The organism is Leptotrichia wadei (assembly GCF_007990445.1).
GTDB lineage: Bacteria > Fusobacteriota > Fusobacteriia > Fusobacteriales > Leptotrichiaceae > Leptotrichia > Leptotrichia wadei_A.
This window is the reverse complement of sequence record NZ_AP019841.1, coordinates 2,290,208-2,303,887: the sequence shown is the minus strand read 5'-3', so window position 1 is coordinate 2,303,887 and position 13,680 is coordinate 2,290,208. Positions and strand designations below refer to the sequence as shown.

General features: G+C 38.6%; 5 protein-coding genes, 1 tRNA gene and 4 rRNA genes. 7 read left to right on the top strand and 3 right to left on the bottom strand.

Annotated features, from left to right (window positions below; genetic code table 11):
* Positions 1–59 precede the first annotated feature (59 nt).
* The 6 genes from mnmG to FVE74_RS10815 all read left to right on the top strand — a co-directional run bounded on the left by mnmG (position 60) and on the right by FVE74_RS10815 (position 7,727).
* Positions 60–1,982, top strand: a complete 1,923-nt coding sequence (gene mnmG, locus FVE74_RS10840; RefSeq protein ID WP_147004509.1) for a tRNA uridine-5-carboxymethylaminomethyl(34) synthesis enzyme MnmG — start codon at positions 60–62, stop codon at positions 1,980–1,982.
* 28 nt (positions 1,983–2,010) lie between these two features.
* Positions 2,011–2,721, top strand: coding sequence for a 16S rRNA (guanine(527)-N(7))-methyltransferase RsmG (gene rsmG, locus FVE74_RS10835; protein WP_147004508.1), 711 nt, complete (start codon positions 2,011–2,013; stop codon positions 2,719–2,721).
* A 215-nt stretch (positions 2,722–2,936) separates the two neighbouring features.
* Positions 2,937–4,448 (top strand): 16S ribosomal RNA (locus FVE74_RS10830).
* A gap of 113 nt (positions 4,449–4,561) precedes the next feature.
* Positions 4,562–7,462, top strand: a 23S ribosomal RNA gene (locus FVE74_RS10825).
* 59 nt (positions 7,463–7,521) lie between these two features.
* Positions 7,522–7,634, top strand: a 5S ribosomal RNA gene (gene rrf, locus FVE74_RS10820).
* The 16S, 23S and 5S rRNA genes sit together here with 1 tRNA gene alongside, the layout of an rRNA operon.
* A 16-nt stretch (positions 7,635–7,650) precedes the next feature.
* Positions 7,651–7,727 (top strand) — tRNA-Asn (locus FVE74_RS10815).
* Positions 7,728–7,956: 229 nt separating this feature from the next.
* Here FVE74_RS10815 and FVE74_RS10810 read toward each other — a convergent pair.
* From FVE74_RS10810 to FVE74_RS10800, 3 genes are all read right to left on the bottom strand, one after another.
* Complete coding sequence (locus FVE74_RS10810) at positions 7,957–9,345, bottom strand: glycogen synthase (protein ID WP_018499469.1); 1,389 nt, start codon at positions 9,343–9,345, stop codon at positions 7,957–7,959.
* Positions 9,346–9,391: 46 nt separating this feature from the next.
* Entirely contained in the window at positions 9,392–10,645 is a 1,254-nt protein-coding gene (locus FVE74_RS10805; protein WP_147004507.1) for a glucose-1-phosphate adenylyltransferase, read from the bottom strand.
* 356 nt (positions 10,646–11,001) lie between these two features.
* Positions 11,002–11,379 (bottom strand): hypothetical protein, encoded by a 378-nt coding sequence (locus FVE74_RS10800; RefSeq protein ID WP_147004506.1) that lies wholly within the window; start codon positions 11,377–11,379, stop codon positions 11,002–11,004.
* 680 nt (positions 11,380–12,059) lie between these two features.
* Between FVE74_RS10800 and FVE74_RS10795 the strand changes: the two genes are divergently transcribed.
* A 16S ribosomal RNA gene (locus FVE74_RS10795) occupies positions 12,060–13,571 on the top strand.
* The last annotated feature ends 109 nt before the right edge of the window (positions 13,572–13,680 follow it).

The window sequence follows — 13,680 nt, the reverse complement described above, 5'->3', positions numbered from 1 at the left end:
GTATACTTAAAATCGAAAGGAGAATGTAATTTTAAAATAAAAAAATTACATATTATATAATGAGAAATTATGATGTAATTGTAGTTGGTGCTGGACATGCGGGAAATGAAGCAGCTTTGGCATCGGCAAGATTAGGATTGAAAACGGCAATTTTTACGATAACGCTTGATAATATAGGGGTTATGTCCTGCAATCCATCGGTAGGAGGACCTGCAAAAAGTCATCTGGCTAAGGAAGTTGATGCTTTAGGTGGAGAAATTGGACGAAATATGGACAAAAGTTTTGTGCAGATGAGAATTTTAAATACAAAGAAAGGACCGGCAGTTCGTTCGTTGAGAGCTCAGGCAGATAGAAAAATTTATGCAAGAGAGATGAAAAGAACAATAGAACATCAGGAAAATCTTGATACTATACAGGATATTGTTACGGAATTGATTGTTGATGAAATTGAAATTGTTGAAAATGGTTCTAAAAGAATAGAAAAAGTTGTAAAGGGAATAAAAACTAAAACTGGAATGGAATTTTTTGCAAAAGCAGTTGTGCTTGCAACAGGAACATTTTTGAGAGGGCTTTTGTATATTGGAGATAAACGTGTAAAAGGCGGAAGAATGGGAGAATTATCTGCTGATGATTTGACAAGTTCACTAAAGTCATTAGGATTAAAAATGGGAAGATTTAAAACAGGAACTCCTCCAAGACTTGATATTAGAACGTTAAATCTTGAAAAACTTGAAGAGCAGCCTGGAATAACAGGAGTTCCATTAAAATTTTCAATGAGAACTCCAAATAGCGAAATTTTGGAAAAACCCCAATTATCTTGCTATTTAACAAGAACAAATGAAACAACACATAAAATAATACTTGATAATTTAGACAAAGCACCAATGTATAACGGAAGCATAAGCAGCACAGGACCAAGATATTGCCCGTCAATTGAAGATAAAGTTGTAAAATTCAACGACAAGGACAGCCATCATTTATTTTTAGAGCCAGAAGGCTTTGAAACAGCGGAAGTTTACATAAGCGGACTTTCTACAAGCTATCCTGCCAGTTTACAGCAAAAAATTGTAAATACAATTAATGGACTTGAAAATGCCCATATAATGCGATATGGATATGCTGTGGAATATGATATTGTAGATCCAAGCGAGCTTGATTACACACTTGAAACAAGAAAAGTAAAAGGACTTTATCTGGCTGGGCAAGTTAATGGTACAAGCGGTTATGAAGAAGCGGCTGCACAAGGAATTATTGCTGGAATTAATGCGGCTCTTAAAATAAAAGGAGAAGAACCGTTTATTTTGGATAGAGAAAGCTCTTATATCGGAACGATGATAGATGATTTGATAAACAAAGAATTATTTGAGCCATATAGAATGTTTACAGCAAGATCCGAATTCCGCCTTATTTTACGTGAAGACAATGCTGACATCAGGCTTTCTGAAAAGGCATATAAAATCGGACTTTTGGATAAAAAATATTATGACATTGTGCAGGAAAAGAAAAAAAATGTCAAAGAAACTATGGAGAAACTGGAAAATATAAAATTAGGAACTAGCAACGAAAGACTCGTGGAAATTCTTGACAAATATAATGAAAGTCTAAAGAGCGGTACTACATTAAAAGAAATTTTGCGTCGTCCAAAAGTGACATATCAAGATATAAAGTACATTGCTGAAATTATTGAAAATGCACCAAATTTAAGTTTTGATGCTGAAACTGAATATCAGATTGAAGTTCAGACAAAATACGAAGGCTATATCGCCAAAGCAATGCAAATTATGGAAAAACAGCATAAACTTGATGACAAAAAAATTCCTAAAGATTTTGATTATGAAAAAATGAAGGGAATTACGAGAGAAGCGAAACAACGTTTGAAGGAAAATCAGCCGTATAACGTTGGGCAAGCATCTAGGATGTCTGGAGTAACACCAGCAGATATCTCAGTATTGTTGATGTATCTGGATGGAGTTTTAAAATAAAATGAAAAATAGAAATTAGGAGAAAAAATTGGAAAATATTGATTTTAAAGAATATTTTATAAGTTTACTTGAAAAATCAGAAATTAAAGTGGAAAATGAAAAAATTGGAAAGATGATGAAATTTTTAGAACTTTTATATAAAAAAAATCAAGTCATGAATTTGACAGCAATTAGAGATAAAAAAGGAATGTTGGAAAAACACTTTGTAGATTCATTATTTTTAACAAAAGTTATAAATGATAATGAAAAATCATTTATTGATGTTGGGACAGGTGCAGGATTTCCAGGACTTGTACTTGCTATTTATTACCCAGAAAGAAATTTTTTATTAGTTGATTCAGTTAGAAAAAAAATAGACTTTATAAATGAAGTAATAAAAGAATTAAATTTAAAAAATGTAAATACAAGTTTTGAACGTTCTGAAGAGTTAATAAAAAATAACCGTGAAATCTATGATGTTGCACTTTGTCGAGGAGTGGCCAATCTAAGAATAATTTTAGAATACATGATTCCATTTATAAAAGTAAATGGCCGTTTTCTGCCACAAAAATTAAATTTAAACGAAATAGAAGAATCTAAAAAGGCTTTAAAAATTTTAAATGCAAAAATAAATAATATTTTTGAATTTAAATTGCCAGAAAATGAAGATAAAAGAATAATATTAGAAATTTTAAAATTAAAAAAGACAAGTGAAAAATACCCAAGAAAAACTGGGATACCAGCAAAAAAACCACTATAATTTTTAAGCCATTTAAAAAATTTTCAAAAAAGTAGTTGACAAACATTTTCTTTTATGATAATATATATCTTGTCGATACGAAAATGTATCAACGGACAATAGAGATATTAATAATGTAAAGAAGCAATTAAGTGTATAATCAATAAAGTCAAGTATCTTGAAAAAGATAACGTCAAGACTAATTAGGTGAAATTTAAATATATGTGAATATATATTGAATGAAGAGTTTGATCCTGGCTCAGGATGAACGCTGACAGAATGCTTAACACATGCAAGTCTTTGGCGAAGCTGTGCTTGCACAGCCTAGCCAAGGCGGACGGGTGAGTAACGCGTAAGGAACTTGCCCTGCAGTCAGGGATAACAGACGGAAACGACTGATAAGACCTGGTAAAGTCAGGCGGACTCATGTCCAGCCTGATGAAAAGAGATGCTGCAGGAGAGCCTTGCGTCCTATTAGCTTGTTGGTGGGGTAACGGCCCACCAAGGCGATGATAGGTAGCCGGCCTGAGAGGGTGGACGGCCACAAGGGGACTGAGATACGGCCCTTACTCCTACGGGAGGCAGCAGTGGGGAATATTGGACAATGGGGGCAACCCTGATCCAGCAATTCTGTGTGCACGATGAAGGTTTTCGGATTGTAAAGTGCTTTCAGCAGGGAAGAAAAAAATGACGGTACCTGCAGAAGAAGCGACGGCTAAATACGTGCCAGCAGCCGCGGTAATACGTATGTCGCAAGCGTTATCCGGAATTATTGGGCATAAAGGGCATCTAGGCGGCCAGATAAGTCTGGGGTGAAAACTTGCGGCTCAACCGCAAGCCTGCCCTGGAAACTATGTGGCTAGAGTACTGGAGAGGTGGACGGAACTGCACGAGTAGAGGTGAAATTCGTAGATATGTGCAGGAATGCCGATGATGAAGATAGTTCACTGGACGGTAACTGACGCTGAAGTGCGAAAGCTAGGGGAGCAAACAGGATTAGATACCCTGGTAGTCCTAGCTGTAAACGATGATTACTGGGTGTGGGCATGAAGAGTGTCCGTGCCGAAGCTAATGCGATAAGTAATCCGCCTGGGGAGTACGGCCGCAAGGCTGAAACTCAAAGGAATTGACGGGGACCCGCACAAGCGGTGGAGCATGTGGTTTAATTCGACGCAACGCGAGGAACCTTACCAGATCTTGACATCCTGCGAAGGCCTGCGAGAGCAGGCTGTGCCTCCGGGAACGCAGAGACAGGTGGTGCATGGCTGTCGACAGCTCGTGTCGTGAGATGTTGGGTTAAGTCCCGCAACGAGCGCAACCCCTATTGCTAGTTGCCATCATTAGGTTGGGAACTCTAGCAAGACTGCCTGCGAAGAGCAGGAGGAAGGCGGGGATGACGTCAAGTCATCATGCCCCTTATGATCTGGGCTACACACGTGCTACAATGGCCGGTACAGAGAGCCGCAAGGCGGCAACGCCAAGCCAATCTTTAAAGCCGGTCCAAGTTCGGATTGAAGTCTGCAACTCGACTTCATGAAGCTGGAATCGCTAGTAATCGCAGATCAGCAATGCTGCGGTGAATACGTTCTCGGGTCTTGTACACACCGCCCGTCACACCACGAGAGTTGTCTGCACCTGAAGCTGCCGGTCCAACCGCAAGGAGGAAAGCATCTAAGGTGTGGATAGTGATTGGGGTGAAGTCGTAACAAGGTATCCGTACCGGAAGGTGCGGATGGATCACCTCCTTTCTAAGGAGAAACAGGCACTGCTTCTTTATATATCTTTATAACTGTTAGGACAATGGGAAATGAATAGTAGGTAAAAGATTATAACTAAACTAGAGTAAAAAGTTATTCTGGATATAAAAGCTAATAAGGGCACACGGAGGATGCCTAGGCAGCAACAGCCGACGAAGGACGTGATAAGCTGCGATAAGCCGGGAGAAGATGCACATAATCATTGATCCCCGGATTTCCGAATGGGTAAACCTGCATGCCTGGAGGGCATGCGTGAAAACGGCAAGCCTGCGAACTGAAACATCTAAGTAGCAGGAGGAAAAGAAAGTAAAAACGATTCCCCAAGTAGCGGCGAGCGAACAGGGAAAAGCCTAAACCGTGCCAGTGTCAAGCGGACAGCGTTGCTGGCACGGGGTTGCGGGACTTCCATTAACGGATTGTCATAATGTTTAATCTGCATATGTGTAAGTGGAACCAGTTGGGAAGCTGGACCGAAGAAGGTGAAAGTCCTGTAGAACATAAAGCATATGTGGAGACTGGAAGCACCCGAGTAGCGTCAGGCACGAGGAATCTGGCGTGAATCAGCGTGGACCAAATCACGTAAGGCTAAATACTGTTGTTGACCGATAGTGAAGAGTACCGTGAGGGAAAGGTGAAAAGAACCCTGAGCAAGGGAGTGAAATAGAATTTGAAACCGTGTGCTTACAAACGGTAGGAGCACGTTATGTGTGACTGCGTGGATTTTGGTTAATCATCCTGCGAGTTATGGCTGGTGGCAAGGTTAATAGACGGAGCCGAAGGGAAACCAAGTCTTAATAGGGCGTCAAGTCGCCAGTCATAGACGCGAAACCTAGTGATCTAGGCCTGTCCAGGCTGAAGCTGAGGTAAGACTCAGTGGAGGGCCGAACTCACCGCCGTTGAAAAGTTGGGAGATGAGATAGGTCTAGGGGTGAAAAGCCAATCGAACTAGGAGATAGCTCGTTCTCTCCGAAATGCATTTAGGTGCAGCCTTGAACTGAGATATGTGGGGGTAGAGCTCTGTATGATCTAGGGGGCGTACTGCTTACCGAAATCAAGCAAACTTCGAATACCATATATTATGTTCAGGAGTGAGTCCGTGGATGACAAGGTCCTCGGACGAGAGGGGAACAGCCCAGACCGCCAGCTAAGGTCCCTAATTATGTCTAAGTGGGAAAGGAGGTGGACATTCATAGACAACCAGGAGGTTGGCTTAGAAGCAGCCATGCCTTGAAAGAGTGCGTAATAGCTCACTGGTCGAGAGTGCCTGCGCCGAAGATGTAACGGGGCTAAGACATAAACCGAAGCTGCGGAAGATACACTGTATCTTGGTAGGAGAGCGTTCTGTAGGCCGTCGAAGGGATGCCGTAAGGCCGTCCTGGAGGTATCAGAAGCGAGAATGCAGGAATGAGTAGCGAGAAGGCGGGCGAGAATCCCGCCGGCCGGAAGTCCAAGGTTTCCAGGGGAAGGCTTGTCCGCCCTGGGGAAGTCGGGACCTAAGCATAAGCAAAATTGTGATGGCGAATGGAAAACAGGTTAATATTCCTGTACCGCTGTTATCGCTTGAGAGACGGAGTGACGCAGGAAGGTATGCGAGAAGGCTGACGGTTTAGCCTTTCTAAGGGCCCAGCGTGGGCGTGCAGGTAAATCCGCACGCCTAAACGTGAGACCTGACGGGGAAGTGCATTTGCATAAGTCGCAGATCCTACACTGCCAAGAAAAACTTCTATCGATGAGAAGCAGCGCCCGTACTGTAAACCGACACAGGTGGACAGAGTGAGAAACTTAAGGCCGACAGGATAACTCTAGCTAAGGAACTCTGCAAAATAGCCCCGTAACTTCGGGAGAAGGGGTGCCTGACATACCTGAAGGAGAGAAGCGCTCCCAGGGAAACAGGCCGCAGTGAAGAGTCTCAAGCAACTGTTTACCAAAAACACAGGTCTATGCTAAGCTGAAAGGCGACGTATATGGGCTGACACCTGCCCAGTGCCGGAAGGTTAAGAGGAGGAGTGAGAGCTCCGATTTGAAGCCCGGTGAACGGCGGCCGTAACTATAACGGTCCTAAGGTAGCGAAATTCCTTGTCGGGTAAGTTCCGACCTGCACGAATGGTGAAATGATTTGAGAGCTGTCTTGGCTGGAGACCTGGTGAAGTTGTAATGCCGGTGAAGATACCGGCTACCTGCAGTAGGACGGAAAGACCCCGTGGAGCTTTACTGTAGCTTGGCATTGGGTTCTGGCAATGTGTGTATAGGATAGTTGGGAGACTGTGATGCAATGGCGTCAGCCATTGCTGAGTCGCTGTTGGAATACCAACCATATGCTGTCGGAATTCTAATCTGGCAACGGAGACAGTGCTAGGTGGGCAGTTTGACTGGGGCGGTCGCCTCCCAAAGAGTAACGGAGGCGTTCAAAGGTTCCCTCAGGCTGGATGGAAATCAGCCTAAGAGTGCAAACGCATAAGGGAGCTTGACTGCAAGACTGACGGGTCGAGCAGGTACGAAAGTAGGAGTTAGTGATCCGGCGGTTCCGTATGGAAGGACCGTCGCTCAACGGATAAAAGCTACCCCGGGGATAACAGGCTGATACTTCCCAAGAGTCCATATCGACGGAAGTGTTTGGCACCTCGATGTCGGCTCGTCTCATCCTGGGGCTGGAGAAGGTCCCAAGGGTTGGGCTGTTCGCCCATTAAAGAGGCACGCGAGCTGGGTTCAGAACGTCGTGAGACAGTTCGGTCCCTATCCACTGCAGGCGCTTGAATATTGAAAAGATCTGACCTTAGTACGAGAGGACCGGGTTGGACAGACCTCTGATGTATCAGTTGTCACGCCAGTGGCATGGCTGAGTAGTCACGTCTGGTACGGATAACCGCTGAAAGCATCTAAGCGGGAAGCCGGCTTTGAGATGAATATTCGTAGTATCCATAGAGAACATATGGTCGATAGGCTAGGGGTGCAAGTGCAGCAATGCATTTAGCTGACTAGTACTAATATTACATCTGCTTTTAAGATAATCTTTTGCTGCTGCTATTTATTTCTCATTGTCTTAATGGACAGTATATATATCTAGTTTGGTGATGATAACGACAGGGATACACCCGGAAACATTTCGAACCTGGCAGTTAAGTCTGTTAGTGCCTAAAATACTTGGATTCGTCCTGGGAAGATAGGTAGTTGCCAAACTTTTTTAAATATGTGTGTCTCCGTAGCTCAGCCGGTTAGAGCATCTGACTGTTAATCAGAGGGTCGTTGGTTCGAGTCCAACCGGGGACGCCATTTTTTTATTTGCAGAATTGAATTTATTTTTGTCATGTCATATTCTCCTTAGCGGAGTTTTTTTTATTTATAGTAAACTGTTTTAAAATTGAACTCAAAAGTTATGACTATTTTGAATCTATATGATTTTTAATAGTTTAATTTTAAATAGGTCTGAGTATAATAATAAAAATGGAGTTTAACAATATTGTTTTACTCCATTTTTTTGTATAAATTTGATTTTTTATAATTAATAAGATTTAGCTAATTCATAAAGTTTTTCATATTCTTTTGCAGATCTATCCCAAGAAAAATCTAAATCCATATTTCTTTTAACTAATTTTTCCCAAATATCAGGTCTATCATAATAAATTCCTTCTGCAACTTTTATTGTAAATAACATATCATCTGCATTAAAGTTTGTGAATGAGAAGCCATTTCCTTCATCTGTAAAGATATTATAAGGTTTGACAGAATCTTTTAATCCACCAGTTTCCCTTACGATTGGGATAGTTCCAAATCTCATTGCAATCATTTGACTAAGTCCACAAGGTTCATATCTTGAAGGCATTAAAAACATGTCACTTCCAGCATAAATTTCATTTGCAAGCTGTCCATTATAACCAAGATAAACTTTGAATTTATCAGGATACTTCCAAGCTAGATGGTTATAATAGTCTTCGTAAAATTTATCTCCACTTCCTAAAATTACAATTTGGACTGCATCATATTGCAGTAGATTTTCAAGAGCTGCAGATACTAGATCCAATCCCTTTCCTTCAACAAGTCTTGAAATTATTGAAATTAGAGCAACATCTGATTTTGGAAGTCCTAATTTTTCTTGTAATAAATATTTATTTTCTCGTTTTTTATCCAAAGATTCTTTATTAAAGTGAATTATCCCTTTTGTTGTTTCAGGGTTAAACACATCTGTATCTATTCCATTTAAAATACCATGAATATATTTTCTATTTGTAATCCATTCAAGCCCTTCACCAAAATATGCATATTTTATTTCTTCAGCATAAGTCGGACTTACTGTATTTACTACATCACCATATCCTATTCCAATTTCCATAAAGTTTAGATCATTTCTATCATCCATATAATATCCCATTCTTTCAAATGAATATTTAGAGAATCTACCTTGATACATTAGATTGTGAATTGAATAAACAGTTCTCATGTCCCAGTAAAACGGATCATAATTATATCTGACATTTAAAAAATATGGAACTGGACCAGTTTGCCAGTCATTACAGTGTAAAATATCAGCCTGTAAATTAATTTCCTTTAAGAATCTGAGTGCCAATTCTGAAAACATCGCATATTGAACATCTTGGTCAAAATCTCCATAAACATGTCCTCTTTCATATAATGCTTTATTTTCAATAAAATAATAATTTATTTTGTCATCAGGATATCTTACCAAATTAAATACATCTCCGTGACTCTCAAGTCTTGCAACCCATTCTAGTTTTTCAAGATACTTTAATGGTATTATGTCATATTTAGGCATTATTATAGAAACTTCATGTCCCAATTCCTGCATTTTTTTAGGCAATGCACCAAGAACATCGGCTAATCCACCAGATTTATAAAACGGAGCCACTTCAGATGCCAAATATACAATTTTCAAATTAATCACTCCTTATTAAAAAAATTTCTTATATTAAACAATTAGATTACCATTTAATAGTTTCTCCTGGTTCTATTAATCTATTGTCATCATGTACTTTTACTCCAGCAAAAATTCTTACATTTTTACCAACAATTGATCCATCAGGTATAACTACACCTTTTCCAATAACTGTAATTCCTGAAGATAATAAATCTGGACGTTCCTTATTTGGAATATTTGCATTTCCATTTCCTATAAATGAATTTTTACCAATATATGTCTTTTTATCGGCAATAATAGTATCTAAGTGAGAATTTTCATCTACATAAGTTCCAGAAAAAATTATACTATTTCTAACAGTTGCCCCTTTTCTAACAGTAACACCTGGTCCTAATACTGAATTTTCAACACTTCCTTCAATTTTACATCCATTACAGATTAATGAATTTTGAACACTTCCTGTAACTCCAATTCTTACTGGCGCTAAGTCTTCACTTCTTGTATAAATTTTCCATCCTTGGTCGTACAAGTTAATTCCAACTTCTTCAGATTTTTTGATTAAGTCTAAATTTGCTTCCAAGTATGAATCATAAGTTCCTACATCTTTCCAATAACTGTCATAAGTGTGAACATAAACTTTTCTATCTTCTTGAATCATTGAAGGAATAACATGTTTTCCAAAATCTAAATCGCTATTTTCTAATTTTTCAAGATATTCTAATAAAGAATCAGTGTTGAAAATATAAATTCCCATTGAAGCTAAATTACTTTTTGGTTCTGCAGGTTTTTCTTCAAAGTTTAATATTTTTTTATCTTTATCAACTTCAAAAATACCAAATCTGCTTGCTTCTTCAATAGGTACAGGTTGTACAGCTATTGTCAATTCAGCATCATTTTCTTCATGTTCCTTTAACATCCATCTGTAATCCATTTTGTAAATATGATCTCCAGATAAAATTAATACATATTTAGGATTTTTATTTTTAATAAAGTCAATATTTTGTCTAATCGCATCGGCAGTTCCTTGATACCAAGAATTGCCACCAAGTTTTTCATGTGGCTGTAACATTGTAATGCTAGAATCTCTTCTGTCAAAATCCCAAGGTTTTCCAGAACCAATATGTTCATTTAATGATAATGGCAAATATTGAGTAAGTAATGCAACATCGTAAATACCTGAATTTGAACAGTTACTAAGTGCAAAATCTATTATTCTAAATTTTCCAGCAAAAGGAACACTTGGTTTAACTCTTTTTTCTGATAGAATGTCAAGTCTTGAACCTCTTCCACCAGCTAAAATCATAGCTAAAACTTTCATATAAATACCTCCATTTTTATTCTTTACAATTAAAGTATACCCCTATTTTTAAAAAAATCAAATTATTTTTAAAAAAATTTTTATATCTGATTTTTACAAGATAAAATCTATCAAAACTGGAGATTATTTAAATAAAAATGATGTACTATGTTATTTTAAAATATTAAATTTCATAAAAAAATAAAAATTATATTTTATTTATTCTCTCACAAAAAATATTAAATACTTAAAAATGAGAGTGTAAATTTTTTGTGAAATTGTAGTAGTAAATCTACAGTTCTTGATAAATAAGAATTTCAAGAAATTTTATTTCTTTAATATTTTTTTACACTCTCAAAAAATAAATTTATTATATTTTATAAGTTTAACTCTTTTATTTTAATAACTCCCAAAATTTTCTCAATAAGTTCTTCAAAAATAATATTTTTTTCTTTTTCATTATTATGTAAAATTAGAAAATATAAATCAGTATAAAATTCCTTTTTTACTCCATTTATAGAAAAATGCCCGCATTTTATTTTCTTTTTATTTTTTAAAACAAGTATTCTTCCTTTATTATCATCAGCTTTAGAAAAATAAATTCCAAATGTCAGATTATCAAATTGAACTTTTTTAATATTCTTGTCTTTAATTTCTTCCTTTTTCAAATAAAAATTTTTACACATCTCATTGTTCAATTTTTCAATATTTTCATTATCTGTAAAATAAATAAAATCCTTCAATATTTTTTCCATAATTTAATCCCTCCATTTTTTAATTCTTTTTTATTAATTTAAATATTCAATTTTGAATCAATATTCAGTATTTCTCAGATCACCTCTCTTTTCTATAAATACCTAAATATTTTCTCAAATAATCTTAATTAAACAGATAAATTAATTTAAAGTATTGTATCATAATATATCAAAAAATATTAGAGTATATTTTATTTTTTATTAAATCCTGTTTAAAGCACTAATGACAAAGGATTCTTAACAACAATTAATATTAAAATAAAATTAAAGAAAAACTTAAAAAGTGGATTGAAGTCTTTAAACAAAGGAAATAATTGATCTTATATTATTAAAAAAACATAAAATTAATTTTTGATTAATTGTTTTAAAAAAATAAAACAATATAGTATCAATAGTGTATTGATAGTAATATAATAAGGAAAAAATGGGATTCAAAACTTGTATAACTAATATAATGCAAGAATAAAATTGAGAAAATTTGAAAAAAATTTCAAAAAAGTAGTTGACAAACATTTTCTTTTATGATAATATATATCTTGTCGATACGAAAATGTATCAACGGACAATAGAGATATTAATAACATAAAGAAGCAATTAAGTGTATAATCAATAAAGTCAAGTATCTTGAAAAAGATAACGTCAAGACTAATTAGGTGAAATTTAAATATATGTCTATATATTGAATGAAGAGTTTGATCCTGGCTCAGGATGAACGCTGACAGAATGCTTAACACATGCAAGTCTTTGGCGAAGCTGTGCTTGCACAGCCTAGCCAAGGCGGACGGGTGAGTAACGCGTAAGGAACTTGCCCTGCAGTCAGGGATAACAGACGGAAACGACTGATAAGACCTGGTAAAGTCAGGCGGACTCATGTCCAGCCTGATGAAAAGAGATGCTGCAGGAGAGCCTTGCGTCCTATTAGCTTGTTGGTGGGGTAACGGCCCACCAAGGCGATGATAGGTAGCCGGCCTGAGAGGGTGGACGGCCACAAGGGGACTGAGATACGGCCCTTACTCCTACGGGAGGCAGCAGTGGGGAATATTGGACAATGGGGGCAACCCTGATCCAGCAATTCTGTGTGCACGATGAAGGTTTTCGGATTGTAAAGTGCTTTCAGCAGGGAAGAAAAAAATGACGGTACCTGCAGAAGAAGCGACGGCTAAATACGTGCCAGCAGCCGCGGTAATACGTATGTCGCAAGCGTTATCCGGAATTATTGGGCATAAAGGGCATCTAGGCGGCCAGATAAGTCTGGGGTGAAAACTTGCGGCTCAACCGCAAGCCTGCCCTGGAAACTATGTGGCTAGAGTACTGGAGAGGTGGACGGAACTGCACGAGTAGAGGTGAAATTCGTAGATATGTGCAGGAATGCCGATGATGAAGATAGTTCACTGGACGGTAACTGACGCTGAAGTGCGAAAGCTAGGGGAGCAAACAGGATTAGATACCCTGGTAGTCCTAGCTGTAAACGATGATTACTGGGTGTGGGCATGAAGAGTGTCCGTGCCGAAGCTAATGCGATAAGTAATCCGCCTGGGGAGTACGGCCGCAAGGCTGAAACTCAAAGGAATTGACGGGGACCCGCACAAGCGGTGGAGCATGTGGTTTAATTCGACGCAACGCGAGGAACCTTACCAGATCTTGACATCCTGCGAAGGCCTGCGAGAGCAGGCTGTGCCTCCGGGAACGCAGAGACAGGTGGTGCATGGCTGTCGACAGCTCGTGTCGTGAGATGTTGGGTTAAGTCCCGCAACGAGCGCAACCCCTATTGCTAGTTGCCATCATTAGGTTGGGAACTCTAGCAAGACTGCCTGCGAAGAGTAGGAGGAAGGCGGGGATGACGTCAAGTCATCATGCCCCTTATGATCTGGGCTACACACGTGCTACAATGGCCGGTACAGAGAGCCGCAAGGCGGCAACGCCAAGCCAATCTTTAAAGCCGGTCCAAGTTCGGATTGAAGTCTGCAACTCGACTTCATGAAGCTGGAATCGCTAGTAATCGCAGATCAGCAATGCTGCGGTGAATACGTTCTCGGGTCTTGTACACACCGCCCGTCACACCACGAGAGTTGTCTGCACCTGAAGCTGCCGGTCCAACCGCAAGGAGGAAAGCATCTAAGGTGTGGATAGTGATTGGGGTGAAGTCGTAACAAGGTATCCGTACCGGAAGGTGCGGATGGATCACCTCCTTTCTAAGGAGAAACAAGCACTGCTTCTTTATATATCTTTATAACTGTTAGGACAATGGGAAATGAATAGTAGGTAAAAGATTATAACTAAACTAGAGTAAAAGTTATTCTG